Source organism: Flavimobilis soli (assembly GCF_002564025.1).
In the GTDB taxonomy this organism is placed as follows: domain Bacteria; phylum Actinomycetota; class Actinomycetes; order Actinomycetales; family Cellulomonadaceae; genus Flavimobilis; species Flavimobilis soli.
In genome coordinates, this window is the sequence record NZ_PDJH01000001.1 from 2,125,675 (window position 1) to 2,143,811 (window position 18,137).

The 18,137-nt window shown below is 72.5% G+C and carries 16 protein-coding genes and 1 pseudogene; 11 read left to right on the forward strand and 6 right to left on the reverse strand.

Annotated features, from left to right (window positions below; genetic code table 11):
- Positions 1 to 108 precede the first annotated feature (108 nt).
- The 3 genes and pseudogenes from ATL41_RS13740 to ATL41_RS09665 all read left to right on the forward strand — a co-directional run.
- A pseudogene (locus tag ATL41_RS13740) lies at positions 109 to 264 on the forward strand (HEAT repeat domain-containing protein); the annotation flags it as partial.
- Positions 265 to 437: 173 nt separating this feature from the next.
- Positions 438 to 575: a hypothetical protein gene (locus ATL41_RS13400; protein ID WP_219810385.1), complete on the forward strand. Its 138-nt coding sequence runs from the start codon at positions 438 to 440 to the stop codon at positions 573 to 575.
- Positions 576 to 620: 45 nt separating this feature from the next.
- Complete coding sequence (locus tag ATL41_RS09665) at positions 621 to 1,460, forward strand: MerR family transcriptional regulator (RefSeq protein WP_098458284.1); 840 nt, start codon at positions 621 to 623, stop codon at positions 1,458 to 1,460.
- Between the two features lie 24 nt (positions 1,461 to 1,484).
- On the opposite strand, the gene ATL41_RS09670 is transcribed toward ATL41_RS09665, so the two are convergent.
- Entirely contained in the window at positions 1,485 to 2,213 is a 729-nt protein-coding gene (locus ATL41_RS09670; protein ID WP_098458285.1) for a M50 family metallopeptidase, read from the reverse strand.
- 334 nt (positions 2,214 to 2,547) lie between these two features.
- On the opposite strand from ATL41_RS09670, the gene ATL41_RS09675 reads away from it, so the two are divergent.
- Both ATL41_RS09675 and msrB read left to right on the forward strand, forming a co-directional pair.
- On the forward strand, positions 2,548 to 4,113 hold the full coding sequence (locus ATL41_RS09675; RefSeq protein WP_098458286.1) for a DEAD/DEAH box helicase: 1,566 nt from the start codon (positions 2,548 to 2,550) through the stop codon (positions 4,111 to 4,113).
- 366 nt (positions 4,114 to 4,479) lie between these two features.
- A complete protein-coding gene (gene msrB, locus ATL41_RS09680; protein WP_098458287.1) occupies positions 4,480 to 4,881 on the forward strand; it encodes a peptide-methionine (R)-S-oxide reductase MsrB in 402 nt (133 codons plus the stop codon).
- 172 nt (positions 4,882 to 5,053) lie between these two features.
- Here msrB and ATL41_RS09685 read toward each other — a convergent pair whose 3' ends face one another.
- Both ATL41_RS09685 and ATL41_RS09690 read right to left on the reverse strand, forming a co-directional pair.
- Positions 5,054 to 6,805 carry an MFS transporter gene (locus ATL41_RS09685; protein ID WP_098458288.1) on the reverse strand — a complete coding sequence of 584 codons (1,752 nt, stop codon included), beginning with the start codon at positions 6,803 to 6,805 and terminating at the stop codon, positions 5,054 to 5,056.
- Positions 6,802 to 7,332, reverse strand: a complete 531-nt coding sequence (locus tag ATL41_RS09690; RefSeq protein WP_098458289.1) for a MarR family winged helix-turn-helix transcriptional regulator — start codon at positions 7,330 to 7,332, stop codon at positions 6,802 to 6,804. The genes ATL41_RS09685 and ATL41_RS09690 overlap by 4 nt, the downstream gene beginning before the upstream one ends.
- A 179-nt stretch (positions 7,333 to 7,511) precedes the next feature.
- Here ATL41_RS09690 and ATL41_RS09695 point away from each other — a divergent pair, with 179 nt between their 5' ends.
- The 3 genes from ATL41_RS09695 to ATL41_RS09705 all read left to right on the forward strand — a co-directional run bounded on the left by ATL41_RS09695 (position 7,512) and on the right by ATL41_RS09705 (position 10,060).
- Positions 7,512 to 8,108 carry a hypothetical protein gene (locus ATL41_RS09695; protein ID WP_098458290.1) on the forward strand — a complete coding sequence of 199 codons (597 nt, stop codon included), beginning with the start codon at positions 7,512 to 7,514 and terminating at the stop codon, positions 8,106 to 8,108.
- Between the two features lie 320 nt (positions 8,109 to 8,428).
- A complete protein-coding gene (locus ATL41_RS09700; RefSeq protein ID WP_098458291.1) occupies positions 8,429 to 9,049 on the forward strand; it encodes a DUF47 domain-containing protein in 621 nt (206 codons plus the stop codon).
- 6 nt (positions 9,050 to 9,055) lie between these two features.
- Positions 9,056 to 10,060, forward strand: coding sequence for an inorganic phosphate transporter (locus tag ATL41_RS09705; protein WP_098458292.1), 1,005 nt, complete (start codon positions 9,056 to 9,058; stop codon positions 10,058 to 10,060).
- Between the two features lie 130 nt (positions 10,061 to 10,190).
- Here ATL41_RS09705 and ATL41_RS09710 read toward each other — a convergent pair whose 3' ends face one another.
- Genes ATL41_RS09710 through mshD form a run of 3 tightly spaced genes read right to left on the reverse strand, consistent with a single transcriptional unit; the run spans position 10,191 to position 14,577 of the window.
- Complete coding sequence (locus tag ATL41_RS09710; RefSeq protein ID WP_098458293.1) at positions 10,191 to 11,255, reverse strand: NUDIX hydrolase; 1,065 nt, start codon at positions 11,253 to 11,255, stop codon at positions 10,191 to 10,193.
- Positions 11,252 to 13,537: an RNA degradosome polyphosphate kinase gene (locus ATL41_RS09715; RefSeq protein ID WP_098458294.1), complete on the reverse strand. Its 2,286-nt coding sequence runs from the start codon at positions 13,535 to 13,537 to the stop codon at positions 11,252 to 11,254. Before ATL41_RS09715 ends, ATL41_RS09710 begins: the two co-directional genes overlap by 4 nt.
- Positions 13,538 to 13,590: 53 nt before the next feature.
- The gene (mshD, locus tag ATL41_RS09720; protein WP_098458295.1) at positions 13,591 to 14,577 is read right to left on the reverse strand and encodes a mycothiol synthase; all 987 of its coding nucleotides are present in this window, start codon (positions 14,575 to 14,577) and stop codon (positions 13,591 to 13,593) included.
- 129 nt (positions 14,578 to 14,706) lie between these two features.
- Here mshD and ATL41_RS09725 point away from each other — a divergent pair, with 129 nt between their 5' ends.
- Genes ATL41_RS09725 through ATL41_RS09735 form a run of 3 tightly spaced genes read left to right on the forward strand, consistent with a single transcriptional unit; the run spans position 14,707 to position 18,127 of the window.
- Positions 14,707 to 16,176, forward strand: a complete 1,470-nt coding sequence (locus ATL41_RS09725) for an efflux RND transporter periplasmic adaptor subunit (RefSeq protein ID WP_098458296.1) — start codon at positions 14,707 to 14,709, stop codon at positions 16,174 to 16,176.
- Positions 16,176 to 16,916: an ABC transporter ATP-binding protein gene (locus ATL41_RS09730; protein WP_098458297.1), complete on the forward strand. Its 741-nt coding sequence runs from the start codon at positions 16,176 to 16,178 to the stop codon at positions 16,914 to 16,916. Before ATL41_RS09725 ends, ATL41_RS09730 begins: the two co-directional genes overlap by 1 nt.
- Complete coding sequence (locus ATL41_RS09735) at positions 16,913 to 18,127, forward strand: ABC transporter permease (protein ID WP_181010245.1); 1,215 nt, start codon at positions 16,913 to 16,915, stop codon at positions 18,125 to 18,127. Before ATL41_RS09730 ends, ATL41_RS09735 begins: the two co-directional genes overlap by 4 nt.
- Positions 18,128 to 18,137: the final 10 nt, after the last annotated feature.

Below are 18,137 nucleotides of genomic sequence, written 5' to 3' on the forward strand. Positions count from 1 at the left end.
GGGCTGCCCGGCCCGCGCGCGAACCTCCCGCTCGTCGACGCCGTGGCGGAGCTCGCCTCGCAAGCCACGATCGATGCGCTCCTGGACTCGGGCGACGAGTACCTCGTAATGTGCGCCGCAGCCGCGCTCGGGCGGCGGGCCGACGACCCGGCCGTCGCGGCCCGCGCGCGAGCCCTCGCCTCGGACGAGCGCTGGCGCGTCCGGGAGGGTGTCGCGATCGGCCTGCAGCTCCTTGGCGACAGGGACCTGCCCGCGCTGCTCGTGCATGCGGAGGAGTGGGCAGACGACCCCGACCCGCTCGTCGGGCGTGCCGCCGTCGCCGCCGTCTGCGAGCCACGACTGCTCCGCGGCCCCCAGGCGACGGCCGCCGCGCTCGCTCTGTGCCAGCGCCTGACCGCGCGCATCGCCGCGCTGCGTCGCGGCCCTGACGCTGGAGCGTGGCTGTCGCTGCCGACCCGGCCGCGGGCCTGCCCACGTTCGGTGCCCTCGACGTCGCCGACCCGGACGTCGCCTGGATCGTCAGGACCAACAAGGGCAAGAAGCGCCTCGCCTCCCTCCTGCCGAGCCCTGCGTGAACCCGTGTTGCCCCTTCCCCTGGGGCAGGGCCTAGCGTCCACGGCATGACGAACTACGCATCCGCCGACCGGCTCACGACCGGAGACCTCGCCCGGGCTGCCGGGCTCACGACCAAGGCCGTCCGGCTCTACGACGAGCGCGGGCTCCTGCACCCCGCACGCACGTCCGAGGGGTGGCGGCTGTTCGACCGCACGCAGGTGGACCGCGCACGGTTGATCGCGCTGCTCCGGTCGCTCGGCGCGCCGCTCGGCGTCGTCGCCGAGCTCCTCGACGCGGACGACGCCTCCGCCCCGACCGACCCGGGCGGCGTCCTCGGGGAGTTCGACCGGTGGTGGGCGCAGGAGCAGGCCACGCACGCAGGCCGCGCGCCGCTCGCCGAGCTCGTGCGCCGCCGTCTTGCGGGAGAAGACCTGCCCGCGCTCGCAGCGGCGCGCAGGGAGGTCCCCGAGCAGCTCGTCCTGACCGTCACGTGCCGGACGGACGCGGCCGGGCTCCCGGACGCGCTGCGGCGCAGCGCTGGCACGCTCTTCGAACAGCTCACGCCCGACGACGTCGCAGGCCCCGTGTTCACCGTCTACCGCGGACGCGTGACGCCCGACGGCGACGGCGAGGTCGAGACGTGCGTCCCCGTCGTCGCGCCGCTGCGACCCGCACGCGGCAGCGTGCTGCGCGTCGAGCCTGCCGCGACCCTGGCCGTCGTCACGGTCCCGGGCCCGCCCGACGCCGTCGGCTTCGCTCGCATGGTCGAGGTCCACGACGCGCTGTCGTCCGGTCGCTTCACGCTCGACGGCGCGGGTGGCGCCGAACCGTGCGGCCCGAACCGCGAGATCACGTACCCGCCGCACGAGGAGCAGCGGACCGACGTCGCGGTGCCGGTGGGCTGAGGTCCGCGGGCCGCGGGGGCCGTGTCAGGGCAGGAGGGTGGGCGCGATCCATCGCGCGCCCTGGGCGAGCGCGGCGAGCGTCACCAGCGCGAAGATCGCGACCCAGAGCCCGCCGGGCGTCCGCGTGAGCCGGCCGAGCACGTCCGCGTCGGAGCCGGTCGCGCCCCGGCGACGGCGCTGCACCTGCAGCTCGACGACCGCCCGCGGCGCGCCGAGCAGCAGGAGCCACACGACGGCGTACGCGGCACCGAGGCGCAGACCGTCGCTGCCCCACCACGTCACACCGACGAGGGCGACGAGCGTCACGAGCACCGTCCACAGCCCGTACCAGTTGCGGATCATGACCAGGACGAACACCGCCACGAGCACGAGCGCCCACAGGACGCCGACGGCGTAGCCGCGGCTCAGCCCGTACGCCGCCGCGAGCCCGACGACCGCGGGCGCGGTGTAGCCGGCGAACGTCGTCGCGACCATGCCGGGTCCGCGTGGCCGGCCCTTCGACACCGTGAGCCCGGACGTGTCCGAGTGCACGCGGATGCCCTGCAGCTGCCTGCCCGTGAGGAGCGCGACGACGGCGTGCCCGGCCTCGTGCACGGTCGTCACGCCGTGCCGCACGATCGACCACGACGGTCGCCAGGCCACGACGACGAGCGCGGCCGCTGCGGTCACGAGGACGAGCCGCAGGTCGGGAAGGTCGGACGGGGTGGTCGCCGCGGACCAGATCTGGCCGAGGACGTCGAGGGCTGTCTGCACGGTGCCATCCTGCCCGCCCACCCTGTGACCGGCCTGGTCACCGAAGGCCGGGAGGCGCACGTCACGTGGACGGGGGGAGGTGCTCGCGCGCGGCGTCTGACATGATGGGACGTATTCGGGCCGCGCGATCCGCCGGCCCAGCGTCGTGGAGTCGGCACGTCCCAGCGCAATCGCGGGTGCGTGCGAGCCTGAGTTCTCTCGCGGCGGACCCCGAACCCTCGGTCGAGACCGGACAGCCGGTCGGTGCCGAAGGCTGCCAGGAAGCAGCCAGCAATCAGGCTCGTCGCAGCCTCGTCCCCGCCCGTGTGCGCGGGAGACCTACCCAGAGAGCACCATGCCTTCCACGCCTCAGTCCTTCGCGGACTTCGACCTGCCCACCGCCGTCGTCAACGCCCTCGCCAAGGACGGCAAGACGACCCCGTTCCCCATCCAGACGGCCACGCTGCCCGACACCCTCGCAGGACGCGACGTCCTCGGGCGCGGCCGCACCGGCTCCGGCAAGACCCTCGCCTTCTCCCTGCCGATGGTCACGCGCCTCGACGCGACCCGTCCCGAGGGCCGCCGTCGAGCCGCCCGTCCGCGCGGTCTCGTGCTCGCCCCGACGCGTGAGCTCGCGTCGCAGATCGACGCGACCCTCGCCCCGCTCGCCAAGTCCCTCGGCCTGACGACGACCGTCATCTTCGGCGGCGTCGCGCAGTCCCGTCAGGTCAACGCGCTCGCGGCCGGCGTCGACATCGTCGTCGCATGCCCGGGCCGCCTCGAGGACCTCCTCGGCCAGGGGCACCTCACGCTCGACGACGTCGAGATCACCGTGCTCGACGAGGCCGACCACATGGCCGACCTCGGCTTCCTGCCCGGTGTGAAGCGCATCATGGACCGCACGCCCAAGCGCGGTCAGCGCATGCTCTTCTCGGCGACGCTCGACAACGGCGTGGACGTCCTCGTCAAGCGCTACCTGAGCGACCCGCTGCACCACTCGGTCGACTCGGCGCAGTCGCCCGTCGCCGCGATGACGCACCACATCTTCGAGGTCGCGGACGCGGGCGTGAAGCGTGACGTCGTCACGCAGCTCGCGAGCGGCACCAACCGCCGCATCCTCTTCACCCGCACGAAGCACCAGGCGAAGAAGCTCGCCAAGACGCTCACCGCTGACGGCATCCCCGCCGTCGACCTGCACGGGAACCTGTCGCAGGGTGCGCGCGAGCGCAACCTCGAGGCGTTCTCGACGGGCGCGGTCAAGGTGCTGTGCGCGACCGACATCGCCGCGCGTGGCATCCACGTCGACGAGGTCGAGCTGGTCGTGCACGTCGACCCGCCGGCCGAGCACAAGGCGTACCTGCACCGCTCCGGCCGTACGGCCCGTGCCGGCCACGGCGGCGACGTCGTGACCGTGATGCTCCCTGAGCAGCGCGGCGACGTGAAGGACCTGACCCGCAAGGCGAAGATCACCGCGACGCCCGAGCGCGTGCGTGCGGGCGACGCCCGCATCGCCGAGCTCGTCGGCGACGTCGCTGAGCTCGTGGCGCCGTCGGCCGCACCGGCCGCGGCCCAGCCTGCGCCCAAGCAGCCGCGCAAGAAGAAGCCTGCGGGCGAGTCTGCTCGTGGCGCCGGTCGCGGCGCCCAGGGCGGCCAGCGCGGGCAGCGCAGCGAGGGTGGCCAGCGCGGCCAGGGCGGTCAGGGCGGCGGGCGTCGCTCGGGCCAGTCCACCGAGGGCGGCCGCGGCCGCCGCGGTGCGGGCTCGGCGCCGACGACGTACTCGACCTCCACGCCGTCGTCCAGCGGTTCGGGCCGTTCGGGGCAGGGGCGCACCGGCGGTGCCGCACGCTCGGGCGGGTCGCGCCAGGGCGCGTCCTCGGGTCGCACCCGCACGGCCGCTGACTTCTCCCGCGGCCGCCGCTGACGTCCGCGCGGCGGCTGACGCCGCGCTCGCCCTCTTTCTCGCCAAGGGCCCTTCGGCGCTCCCCTTCACCGGGCGCCCCTCGGCGTTCCCCTTCGCCGAGCGCCCTTCGGCGCTCCTCTTCGCCGAGGTAGGGCGTTGCGCTCGAGGTAGGGCCTTGCAGGGCCCTGTCTCGCGTGCAAGGCCCTACCTCGGCGTCGGTGTATGGGGGGATGCCCGACGGCGCGGCGCTCGTCCGGGGCATGCGCGGCGGTCTTGATGGCCGCCGCCAGCGTCGGGTCCGCCCGCTGGCGTCACACCGGCGGGCTCGGCGTCGGCGGGGGAAGATGTGGGGGCGCGACGGTGTTGCGCCCCCTGAGGAGGAAGCACATGACGTACGAGGTGAACAAGACCGACGACGAGTGGAAGGTCGTCCTGACCCCGCAGGAGTTCCACGTCCTGCGCGAGGCCGGGACGGAGCGCCCGTTCACGGGCGAGCTGCTCGACGAGGACCGCGAGGGCATCTACCGGTGCCGCGCGTGCGGTGCCGAGCTGTTCCGCTCGACCACGAAGTTCGACGCGCACTGCGGCTGGCCGAGCTTCTACGAGGCGACGCACTCGGACGCCGTCGAGCTGCTCGAGGACCGCTCGCTCGGCATGGTGCGCACCGAGGTGCGCTGCAAGAAGTGCGGCTCGCACCTGGGCCACGTGTTCGACGACGCGCCCCAGACCCCGACGGGCAACCGCTACTGCATGAACTCGGTGTCGCTCACGTTCGAGCCCGACGCCTGAGCCGCCCGACCCGCAACGACAGATCGCCCCGGCGCACACGTGAGGTGTGCACCGGGGCGATCTGTCGTCTGGCGGTGGCGACCGATCGCCCGTCTGCACACCTGAGGCGTGCAGACGGGCGACCTGTGGCCGGGAGGGGGTCGGTTCCGGCTCTCGGCCGACCTTGCGCGGGTCAGTCCTGCGGGGACCTCCGCTCGGGAGCGTCCGCCGCCTCGGACGCCGAAGCGCCCGACGCGTCGTCCGACGCCGGAGCGGCCTCGTTCTTCTCCACCTCGGTCACGTCGACGACGCTCATCTCGCCAGCAGCCCCCTGGGCCTCCTCGCGGGCGAGCTGCTCCATGCGGAGCTCGAGGTTGGACTTGGTGCCGAGCGGCACCTCCTTGATGAAGAGGATCGCGACGAGCGTGATGAGCGCGATCGGTGCCGCGATGAGGAACACCTCGGCGACACCGGCGCCGTACGCGGACTCGACGACCTTCGCGATCGGCGCGGGCAGCTCGTGGACGTTGGGGAGGGTGCCGCCCGAGAGCGAGCCTCCGCCGTCGATCCCGTGGGACGCGAGACCGGATGTGATGTCGCTCTTGATGCGCGCACCGAGGATGGCGCCGAGCACCGAGACGCCGAGCGCACCGCCGAGCGAACGGAAGAACGCGATCGTCGCGGAACCGGTGGACAGCTCGGCGGGCGACAGGGTGTTCTGCGCCGCGAGCATCATGTTCTGCATGAGCATGCCCATGCCGACGCCGATGATCGCCATGTAGACGCAGATCCAGCCGAGGTTCGTCTGGTAGTCGATCGTGCCCATGAGCGCGAGGCCCACCGGCATGAGGATGCCGCCGAGGATCAGGAAGACCTTGTAGCGGCCGCGCCGCGAGATGGCCTGCCCCGTCGCGATCGAGGACGAGAGCTGGCCGAGGATCAGCGGGATGGTCAGCAGACCGGAGACGGTCGGGGAGTAGCCGCGGGCGATCTGCATGTACTGGCTCAGGAAGACGGTCGTGCCGAAGAGCACGACGCCGACGGAAGCGCTCGCGATGATCGCGAGCGTGACCGTGCGGTTGCGGAACAGGTCGAGCGGGATGATCGGCGCGGCGACGCGGGACTCGACCCAGACGGCGATCGCGAGGACGACGACGGAGCCGCCGACCATCGCGGCGGTCTGCCAGGACGCCCAGTCGAACGAGTGCCCGGCGAACGTGACCCAGAGGAGGAGCGTCGAGATGCCGGCGGACATCAGGAGCGCGCCCCAGTAGTCGATGTCGACCCTCTCGGGACGGGTGAACGGCGGGAGGTGCAGCGTCTTCTGCAGCAGGACGATCGCGACGACGGCGAACGGCACGGCGATGAAGAAGTTCGCGCGCCAGCTCACGGCATCGGTCAGGAAGCCGCCGAGGAGCGGGCCGCCGATCGTGGCGACGGCCATGATGCCGCCCATGTAGCCCATGTACTTGCCGCGCTGGCGGGGCGCGACGATGTCGGCGATGAGCACCATGCTCACGGCCGTGAGGCCGCCTGCGCCGACGCCCTGGAGGGCGCGCCACGCGATGAGGGTGCCGCTGCTCTGCGCGAGACCGGCGAGGCCTGCGGAGACGACGGTGAGGACGAGCGAGAGCTGGACGATGACCTTGCGGTCGAACAGGTCGGCGACCTTGCCCCAGATGGGGGTGCTGATCGTGGTGGTCAGGAGGGTCGCGGTGACGACCCACGTGTAGGCGGACTGGTTGCCACCGAGGTCCGCGACGATGCGTGGCAGCGACGAGCTGACGATCGACGTCGACAGGATCGACACGAACAGGCCCATGAAGATGCCCGAGATCGACCGGAGGATGTCGGTGTGCGACATGGTCGAGGGTTCGCCGGGAAGGTGGTCGGGGCTCTGGGGCGCACCTGTCTGGGGCGCGGCGTGTGCGGGGGACTTGCTCATGCGTGGTCCTTCTGGTCGGGCGTGGGGAGAGGACCGGCGGCACCGTCGGCGCCGGGGAGGGCGGACGCCGCCGCGGGGGCGTCGATCCGGTTGATGGCGTCGGCGACCGCGATGACGGCGGCCGCCGCGGTGTCGAGGTCTGCGGGGTCCCAGCCGGCGAACGCGGCGGAGAGGTCGGTCGTGAGGCGTGCGAAGAGCTGCGTGACCTTGGCGCGCCCTGCGTCGGTGAGGCCGACGGAGCGGCCGCGGCGGTCGTCGTCGGCGACCGTGCGCTCGACGAGACCGGCGGCGACGAGCGCGGAGACGTGCCGGGACGCGACGGACGTGTCGACCTTGAGGTGCTGTGCGAGGCAGCCGACCTGGGTCGAGCCGGCGCGCGAGAGGTGCAGCAGGAGCCCGATCGTCGCGCGCGGCAGGTCGAGGTCGTGCGACATGCGCGCACCGAGGGTCCGCTGCGCGGAGGTGAGCACCTCGAGGGCGCGCGCGAGGCCGATGATGTGCGGGGGGATCCCAGGTGGGGTGGTCATGGTGCTCCTTCGGGTGCCGGACCACGATAGGTGCCGTTGCTTGCAGCATGCAAGCAAATTGGGTGCGACGTGACGAGCGAGACAGCCCACGCCCTGAGTGGCCGCTGTGCCCCCTCGTGCTCAACACTGGACGGATGACTGACGCCACCGGACCACGCCGGCCGCACCGTCGGCCTGCGATGCTCGATCCGCAGCAGGCCGACGAGATCCCCGGCGTCAACGACCCCACCCTGCGCGCCGAGATCGCGCACACCACCGCGTGCGCGCTCGTCCGCGAGGCCCACGCGCACGAGGACCCCGAGGTCGTCGAACGCCTCGTCCGGCTCGTCGAGACCGAAGGCCTCGACGTCGTCGCCGCGCTGTGGGCAGACTCCGCGCCCGAGACCCTGCCCGGCGCCCTGTGGCGCCTGTACGTCCTGCGCGAGTGGGTGCGCCGCGACCCCGCGACGGTCACGCTGCGCTTCCGCCTCGGCGTCGTGCACGCGCCCGTCCAGGAGGCCGTCGCCGGAGCCTCCGGTCCCTCGCCCGAGGACATGCTCCGCCTGACCGACGCCGTCCTCTCGGGCGTCTTCGCGGGCGACCTCGCCGTCGCGCTCGAGCGGGCGGGGGCGTTCTGCCGCATCCTGGCCGTCGGTGCAGCGTTCGACGCCGACTCGCTCGACGCGACCGACGACGCCCGCGCGGTCCGCATGACCCACCGCGCCTCGTCTCTCATCCGCACCGCCGAGGAGCTCGAGAGCTGCGCCCACCTGTGGCGCGCGGGCATGCTCGACTGACCCCGCCCAGGTCACACTCCGTTCGGGAAGTGTGCGGCGGGGTGCGGCGTTAGAGTGGTCGAGCGACGCCGGGTTGCGGTAGCCCCGGGCTCCAACATCAGCCGCTACGAGCGGCCCCGCGCCGAGAGGCGCTCCCAGCCCGGCGTCGTTCATCTCACCGCCCGACCGGGGCATAGGTCCTGGGGGAGCCCCCGGGCCAGGTGTTCCACGGCCTCGTCGGGTGTGCACGAGGTGTCCTGCGGATGGCCGCTAAGTTGCGTGTTCACCCGAGCGAGGTTCTACGCTGTAGGCGACACCTCCCCTCGTCATCGGAGCTTCCCGTGCGCTTCCGTATCACCCCGCGCGATACAACGTTCTTCGACCTCTTCACCGCCTCGGCGGAGCACCTGGTCACCGGCTCGAAGCTCCTGAGCGAGCTGCTCGGTGCAGACCGGCAGGGTCGCAAGGCGATCGCGAAGCAGATGAACGACGCCGAGCACCTCGCCGACGAGGCGACGCACACGATCCTGCGGCGCATCAACTCGACGTTCGTCACGCCGTTCGACCGCGACGACATCTACGCGCTCGCGTCCGCGCTCGACGACTGCATGGACTTCATGGAGGAGGCGAGCGACCTCATCGTGCTCTACAAGCTCGACGACCTCCCGCGTCGCGTCGCCGACCAGATCCAGATCCTCCAGCGCTGCGCCGAGATCACCGCCGAGGCGATGCCTCGCCTGCGCTCGATGCAGGACCTCTCGGACTACTGGGTCGAGATCAACCGTCTCGAGAACCAGGCCGACAAGCTGCACCGCAAGCTCCTCGCGCAGATGTTCGACGACGTCAGCGACCCGATCGAGCTCATGAAGCTCAAGGAGGTCGTGGAGATCCTCGAGGAGGCCGCCGACGCGTTCGAGAAGGTGGCGAACACGGTCGAGACCATCGCGGTCAAGGAGTCCTGACCCCTCGTGGACGTCGCACTCGTTCTGGTCGTCGCCGCGCTCGCGCTGACGTTCGACTTCACCAACGGCTTCCACGACGCAGCCAACGCGATCGCCACCTCGGTGTCGACGCGTGCGCTGACGCCGCGTGCGGCGCTCGCCATGGCCGCGGTCATGAACTTCGCGGGTGCCCTCATGGGTACCGCGGTCGCCGAGACGATCGCTCACGAGATCATCCACATCGACGACGTCGGCACGCGGCTCACGCTCGTCGCGGTGCTTGCTGCGCTCGTCGGCGCGATCGTGTGGAACCTCATCACCTGGTGGTTCGGGCTGCCGTCCTCCTCGACGCACGCGCTCATCGGTGGGCTCGTCGGCGCGGGGCTCGCGGGCGGGATCGCCGTCTACTGGTCGTCGATCGTCGAGAAGGTCGTCCTGCCGATGGTCTTCTCGCCGCTCGTCGGCTTCGGCATCGCGTTCCTCGTCATGGTCGGCGTCCTGTGGATCTTCAAGAACGTCGCACCGTCGAAGGCGTCACGGCGCTTCCGCATCGCGCAGACGGCGTCCGCCGCTGCCATGGCGCTCGGCCACGGCCTCCAGGACGCGCAGAAGACCATGGGTGTCATGTTCCTCGCGACGACCGCGATCGGTTGGACCATGAAGGGCGACCCGATCCCGTGGGAGATCAAGATCCTCGCTGCTGCTGCGATCTCGGCGGGCACCGCGACGGGCGGCAAGCGCATCATGCGCACGCTCGGCCGCCGCATCATCGAGCTCGACCCCGCGCGCGGCTTCGTGGCGGAGTCCGTGTCGGCGGTCGTGCTGTACGTCAACGCGTTCTGGCTGCACGCCCCCGTGTCGACGACGCACACGATCACGACCGCGATCATGGGCGTCGGCGCGACCAAGCGGCTGTCGGCCGTCCGTTGGGGCGTCGCCAAGTCCATCGGCATGGCGTGGGTCCTGACCATCCCGGCCGCCGCAGGCGTCGCCGCGATCGTGTTCTGGATCCTCCACCCGCTCCTCGGCTGAATGCCCCGCGCTGCCTGACGCAGCCCGGACATGACGACGGCTCCCGTGCTCAGCACGGGAGCCGTCGTCGTCTCCGGCCGTTCAGGTCGGGCGCGCCCAGACGTCGAGCGCAAGCCCGAGGGGCGGTGCGTCAGGCGACCCCAGCACGCTTCGTGAGGATCGCCTGGTGCAGGTGGCTGCGCGACCACTCGACCGCGACGACGCGCGGCCCGCCGGGCCGCTGCGCCACGTGGGCGACGAGCAGCTCGCCCGGCTTGAGGTACGGGTCCTGCGACGGCAGCTCGGCGCGCACCGACCTGCGCGAGTGCGCGGCGAGCGCGGCCATGACGGTCGGGAGGACCGGCCGGTGCGTGCACAGCACCGAACCGTGCGGGTCGGTGAGCATGCGCTCGACCACCTCGGCCACGGTGCCGGGCGAGGACTCGTGCGTCGCCTCCGTCAGCTCGACCGTCTGCAGCGACGTCAGCCCGGACTCACGCGCGTACGGCACCATCGTGTCCGCGCACCGCAGCCAGTGCGACGTCGTGATCGACACGGCGCCGTAGGCGGCGAGGATCGGCACGAGCGTCGCGGCCTGCAGGTACCCGGCCGGGGTCAGCGGGCGGTCCTCCTCGGTCCCCGCCCAGGCGGCGCGCTTGCGCGCACGGGCGTGCCGCGCGACGACGAGGGCCCGCGTGTCGAGCCGGTCCTTCGCGTGGGCCTTGACGAGCGCGTCGAGCGGCTCGCGGTCGGCGCGGCGGGACAAGCGGCGTCGCGCGTCGGCGACGTCGAGCCACACGAGGTCGTCGATCTCGCCCGGGTCGACCGGCGGCACGGGCGTGCGCGCACGCACCGCGGGCGCGTCCTCGGGCGTCGCGGGACGCGCTGCCCAGTAGTGCACGCGTTTGAAGCGCCCCTCGGGCGTCTTGTAGCGCAGCATCGGCAGCGGCACGCCGAGCACGACCTGCACGCCCGTCTCCTCGGCAACCTCCCGGACCGCGCACTCGCGCAACGTCTCGCCCGGGTCGAGCTTGCCCTTCGGCCACGACCAGTCGCCGTACCGCGGGCGGTGGATCAGCAGGACCTGCAGCGCGCCGTCGTGCACGCGCCACACGAGCGCACCGGCCGCCTCGATCGCATGCCGACGGCGGCTCTCACCGGTGTCGGCGAGGCTGCTGCCGCTCGCGCGGCTCGCACGCTCCGGCGCTCGGCTCACCGCCCCAGTCCCAGCCGGCTGCGCTGGCGCTGGATGAGGAGCGCCTGCAGGTCGTTGAGCTTGCTGCCGTCGGGACCGGTGTGCCGGTGCTCCCACGTGCCGTCGGGGCCGAGGACCCAGCTCGCGATCGAGTCGTCCATCGAGACGTCGAGCAGGGTGACGAGGTTCTGCACCTGCTCGGGGTCTGCGATCGACACGAGCGCCTCGACCCGACGGTCGAGGTTGCGGTGCATGAGGTCCGCGGAGCCGATGAAGACGTCCGGCACGCCGTCGTTCGCGAACGCGAAGATGCGCGAGTGCTCGAGGTAGCGGCCGAGGATCGACCTGACGCGGATGGTCTCGCTGAGCCCGGGCACGCCGGGGCGCACCGCGCAGATCCCCCGGACGACGAGGTCGATCTGCGCGCCCGCCTGCGAGGCACGGTAGAGCGCGTCGATCGTCGCCTCGTCGACGATCGAGTTGACCTTGATCTTGATCCACGCAGGCCGCCCGAGACGGGCGTGCTCGGCCTCGCGGTCGATGCGCTCGATCAGCCCGGCGCGCACGGAGCGCGGAGCGACGAGCAGACGGTGAAACTCGGACTTGGGCGCGTAGCCGGAGAGCTGGTTGAACAGGCGCGTGAGGTCCTGGCCGACGTCGGGGTCGCAGGTGAGCAGGCCGAGGTCCGTGTACTGGCGGGCGGTCTTCGGGTTGTAGTTTCCGGTGCCGACGTGGCAGTAGCGGCGCAGGCCGTCAGGCTCCTGCCGCACGACGAGCGACAGCTTGCAGTGCGTCTTGAGGCCGACGATGCCGTAGACGACGTGCACGCCCGCCTGCTCGAGCTTGCGGGCCCACGAGATGTTGTTCTGCTCGTCGAAGCGCGCCTTGATCTCGACGAGCGCGAGGACCTGCTTGCCGGCCTCGGCAGCGTCGATGAGGGCGTCGACGATCGGGGAGTCGCCCGACGTGCGGTAGAGCGTCTGCTTGATCGCGAGGACCGACGGGTCTGCGGCGGCCTGCTCGAGGAACGTCTGCACGGACGTCGAGAACGAGTCGTACGGGTGGTGCAGCAGGATGTCGCGGCGCTTGATCGCGGCGAACACGTCCGTCGGCTTCGCCGACTCCACCTCGGCGAGGTACCGGTGCGTCGTCGGCACGAAGCGCGGGTACTGCAGGTCGGGCCGGTCGATGTCGGCGATGAGGTGCAGGCCCGTGAGGTCGAGCGGGGCGGTGAGCTCGTACACCTCCTCGGGCTCGACGCCGAGCTCGCGCACGAGGAGCTTGCGGATGCGGGGCGTGATCGAGTCGGTCAGCTCGAGCCGCACGGGCGGGCCGAAGCGCCGCCGCAGCAGCTCCTTCTCCATCGCCTGCAGGAGGTTCTCGGCGTCGTCCTCCTCGACCTCGACGTCCTCGTTGCGGGTGACGCGGAAGCTGTGGAACTCGAGGATCTCCATCCCCGGGAAGAGATGGTCGAGGTGCTGCGCGATGACGTCCTCGAGCGGCACGAAGGACGTGCGCTCGGAGCCCTCGGCACCCGTCTGGGCGCCGGGCGCGGACGGGCGGCCGCGGGAGTCGACGGCGATGAACCGGGGGAGCAGCGGCGGCACCTTGACGCGCGCGAAGTGCTCCTTGCCGGTGCTCGGGTTGCGCACGATGACCGCGAGGTTGAGCGACAGCCCCGAGATGTAGGGGAACGGGTGCGCGGGGTCGACGGCGAGCGGCGTGAGGACGGGGAAGATCTGCTTGCGGAAGTACTTGTGCAGGCGGTCCTGTTCCTGGGTGGCGAGGTCCTCCCACCGCACGATCGTGATGCCCTCGTCGGCGAGCGCGGGCTTGAGCTCGTCGAACACGCGCGCGTGCCGCGCGGCGAGGACGTGCGCGTGCTCGGCGATGCCCTCGAGCACCTGGCGCGGCGTCTGGCCCGACGCGGAGTTGACGGCGATGCCTGTCGCGATGCGGCGCTTGAGGCCGGCGACGCGGACCATGAAGAACTCGTCCAGGTTGGACGCGAAGATCGCGAGGAAGCGCACGCGCTCGAGGAGCGGCTGCTCCGGGTCCTCGGCGAGCTCGAGGACCCGCTGGTTGAACGCGAGCCACGAGAGCTCGCGGTCCGCGAAGCGGTCCTCGGGCAGCGGCGGGAGCTCGAGCGCGGGGGCGGGCCGCGCACTGTCGGGCTCGGCGATGTGCTCGGCGATGTGGGCCGCGAGCTCGGGGTCGAGCGGGATGGTCGGCACGCCTGAGGCAGGGGCCTCGCCCGGAGCGGGAGAGTCGGCGGGGGCGGCGGTGCCTGTTGCGTCGTTCATGCTGCTCATCGTGGCACCTCGTGGTGAGGCCGCGCGACCGTCCGGGCGGTGCGTCAGGCGCGCGTCGAGCGCATGCGGACGCTGCGGGCCGTGGTCTCGAAGCCGGCGCGCAGGTAGGTCGTGACGGCGGGGACGTTGTCGGCGTCGACGTAGAGGAACGCGCGGGGCAGGCCGCGCGCGGCGACGTGGGCGAGGCCGACGGCGGTCAGCAGGTGCCCGTAGCCGCGCCCCTGCGAGTCCGGGTCGACCCCGACGACGTACAGCTCACCGCCCGTCTCGTCGACGACCTTGACCCACACGAAACCTGCGAGGGCGCCCGAGTCCGCGTCCTCGAGCAGCAGGAGGTCCTCGGCGCGGAACCAGGGTTGCTCGATGCGCGCCTGCAGGTCGTCGCGGGTCAGGCGGCCCTGCTCGGGGTGGCCGGCGAAGGCCCGCGCGTTGACGTCGAGCCATGCGAGCTCGTCCCGCCCGACCTCGAACGCGCGCAGCCGGGTGCCGTCGGGCAGGGCCGGGTACTCGACCTCGGCCTCGGTCGCGGGCTCGACCGGGGCGCCGCCGCCCGGGACGACCGTGCCGACGGCGGGGGTGACGTCGCGCGACATGACCCACAGCTCGCGCGCGGGCTCGAGCCCGCGCGAGGCGGCGAACTCGCGTGCCTCGGGCAGGTTGCCGTGCGCCCACACGGAGTACGCGCCGTGCGACGGCGCGGCGTGCTTGCCCTCGGCGGCGGGGCGGTCGTGCGCGACCTGCGCGACGGCGTCGAGCAGCGCGGAGCCGTAGCCGCGGCGACGGAGGTCGGGGTCGACGACGAGCTCGGCGGACGGCTCGTCGCCGCCCACGTCGACCTGCGCGTACCCGACGAGCGCGCCCTCGGCGTCGTGCGCGAGCGCGTGGACGACGGACGCCTGCGCGGACAGCCACAGGAGCGTCTGCCCGGACAGCGGCGCGGTGCCGTCCTGCTCCTCGGCGCGCGCTGCGAGGGCGCGGACGGCTGAGGCGTCGGCGGTTTCGAGACCCTTGTCGACGAGGAGGATGTTCACCCGTCCAGTCCACCATGACGACGCCGCTCGCGCGACGGCGTACCCCGGGCATCTGCCAGCCCTGGTGGTCACAGGCCAGGCACAGGCTCGACCTACGGGCGTCCCAGGTGCGGGCGTGACGCTCGTGCCATGACCTCACGCAGACGCCTGTTGATCAACGCCGCCCTCGTGGTGGCCCTCGTCCTCGTCGGTGCTGGCACGTGGTTGCTCGTGCGTCCGGGCGGAGCGCAGCGCGCCGACGCCGCTGACGGCACCGTCCGCACCGTGACCGCCCAGCGGGCGGACGTCACGGCGACGATCGCCGCGCAGGGCAACCTCGCGTCGGGCAAGGTCACGGACGTGTCGTTCGCGACGTCGGGCACGATCGCGTCAGTCGACGTCGCCGTCGGCGACACCGTCGCGAAGGGCGACGTCCTCGGCACCCTCGACGACGACGCCGCGCAGGACGCGATCGACGCGGCGCAGGACGCCGTGACGCAGGCCCAAGCGCAGGTCACGACGGCGAGGCTCAGCGTCACGTCGGCGAACGAGGCCGTGACCGAGGCGCAGGACGCGCTCGCTGCCGCGAAAAAGGAGGCCGCGGCAGCGGAGAAGGCGCAGAAAGAGGCGGAGGCGGCCGCCAAGAAGGCGGCGAAGAAGGCCGAGCTGACGGCGCAGCAGGACGCCACGGCAGGCACGACCACGCAGGCGGTGGACACGCCGGCGTCCTCGACGACGAGCGGCGCGTCGACCCGGACGGCGACCAAGTCCCAGGTCACCTCCGCGAAGGCGCAGCGCTCGTCCGCGCAGGCCAACCTCTCGAAGGCGCTCTCGGAGCTCGCCGACGCGCAGGAGGACCTCGCCGACGCAAAGGCAGCGCTCGACGACCTCACGCTCACGTCGCCCGTCTCGGGCGTCGTCACGGCGGTGTCAGGCGCGGTCGGTGACTCGACCGAGACCGCGTCCGTCAGCACGGCGGCCGGCGCGGACGCGGGTGGCGGCGCAGTGGGAGCCTCGTCGGGGGCGTTCGTCACGATCTCGTCGCTCTCGACGATGCAGGTCGCCGCGACGTTCGACGAGGCCGACGCCGCGCGGCTCGAGGCCGGGCAGGCCGCGACGGTGACCTTCCCCGCGGTCGACGGCGTCACGGCCGACGCGACCGTGACCGCGCTCGACCCCGTCGGCACGACCTCCGGGTCCGTCGTCACGTTCGGTGCGACGATCACGCTCGACGAGGTGCCCGACGGCGTCCGCCTCGGCCAGACGGCATCCGTCACCGTGACGACCGAGCGTGCCGACGACGTCGTCGCCGTGTCCAGCCAGGCGGTCGAGGTCACGGGCACCTCGGACGGCGTCACGACCGGCAGCGTCACCGTGCAGGCCGCAGACGGCAGCACCGAGGTGAGGACCGTCGAGGTTGGTGTGCAGGGCGACTCGCTCACCGAGATCACGTCCGGCCTGACCGTCGGCGAGACGGTCGTCGTCTCCGTCGACACCGAGGTCGGCACCACCACGACCGAGCAGAGCGGCTTCCCCGGGATGGGGTCGGTCCCCGACATGAGCTCGTTCCCCGGCGCACCGGGCGGCTTCACCGGCGGCCAGCGCCCCGGGGGCAACTGATGAGCGCCGTCCTCGGGCTGCGCGGCGTGAGCCGCGTCTACGGCGACGACCCGTCCTCGCAGGTGCGAGCCGTCGACGGCGTCGACCTCGTCGTCGAGCAGGGCGACCTCGTCGCGATCATGGGGGCGTCCGGCTCCGGCAAGTCCACGATGATGAACATCCTCGGCTGCCTCGACGTACCGACGCACGGCACGTACCTCCTCGACGGCATCGACGTCTCGATGCTCACGGAGAACCAGCTCGCCGTCGTGCGCGGCCGCCGCATCGGCTTCGTCTTCCAGTCGTTCAACCTGGTCCCGCGCATGACGGCGCGCGCGAACGTCGAGCTGCCCATGGTCTACGCGGGCGTGCGGCCCGCGGAGCGACGCCGCCGCGCGCAGGCCGCGCTCGAGCTCGTCGGGCTCGCCGACCGCGCCGAGCACGTGCCCAACGCGCTCTCGGGAGGTCAGCAGCAGCGCGTCGCTGTCGCGCGCGCGCTCGTCAACGCGCCTCGGCTCGTCCTCGCGGACGAGCCGACCGGCAACCTCGACTCCCGCTCGACGGAGGAGGTGCTCGACATCTTCGGTCGGCTCAACGACGCCGGGGCGACGATCGTGCTGATCACGCACGAGGACGAGGTCGCCGCGCGCTGCCGCCGCGTCGTGCACATGCGCGACGGTCGCATCGTCGCGGACGAGCGCACGGACGACGGGCTCGACAGGCCGCGGCCGCGCCTCGAGGCGGCGGGGGTGGCGCGGTGAACGCCTGGGAGACCACCCGCAGCGCCTTGCGCGGCATGGCCGCCAACCCGCTGCGCTCCGTCCTGACCTTGCTCGGGGTGCTCATCGGCGTCGGCTCCGTGATCCTCCTCGTCGGTGTCGGCAACGGCTCGGCGAAGGCCGTCACGGACCAGATCGGTGCCCTCGGGACGACGACCATCACGGTCCGCTCGTCGTCCGGCGGCGGCCCCTCGGGGGCGGTGCGCGACCAGACGCTCACCCTCGACACCGTCGCGGCGCTCGAGGAGTCGATCGTGACCGGCGGCTCGCCCCACCTCACCTCGGTCGTGCCGCAGGTGACGTCGTCGGCGACCGTCGCGGTCGACGCGCAGAGCACGAGCGCGCAGGTCGTCGGCACGAGCGCCGGGTACTTCGACGCGACCGCGTCACCGGTCGCGCTCGGCACAGGCTTCACCGCGAACGACGACGAGCTCGGCCGTCGCGTGGTCGTGCTTGGGGCCGAGGTCGCCGAGACGTTGTTCGGTGACGACGACCCGGTCGGGCGCAGCGTCGTCGTCGGGTCGACGCCGTACGTCGTCAACGGCGTCATGGCCACCAAGGACTCTGCGGGGACGGCTTCGACGAACGACCTCGTCGTCATGCCGCTGTCCCGCATGCAGCGCTCGATCTCCGGGTACGGCGGCCTGTCCACGATCGTCCTCGACGCCACGAGCGCCGACGACGTCGACGCGGCGGTCGTCGAGGCGACCCTCGTGCTGCGCGACGCCCTCGGTGTCGCTGCGGGGGAGGACGCGCCGTTCACGGTGTCGAGCCAGTCGCAGCTGTTGTCCACCGCGGGCTCCGCGACGGACACCTTCACGGCCATGCTCACGGCTGTCGCGGTGCTGTCGCTCGTCGTCGGCGGCATCGGCGTCACGAACATCATGCTCGTCACGGTCACCGAGCGGACCCGTGAGATCGGCATCCGCAAGGCGCTCGGCGCCCGCCGCGGCGCGATCCTCGGCCAGTTCCTCACCGAGGCGACCCTGCTGTCGCTGCTGGGCGGCGTGCTCGGGGTGCTCGCGGCGCTCGTCGGGTCGCGCTTCACGATCATGGGCATCGAGCCCGTGATCGTCGGGTCGTCCGTCGCGCTCGCCCTCGGCGTCTCCCTCGGCGTCGGGATCCTCTTCGGCGGCTACCCCGCCTGGCGCGCAGCCGCGATGCGCCCTGTCGACGCCCTTCGTCATGACTGAACCCCACCCC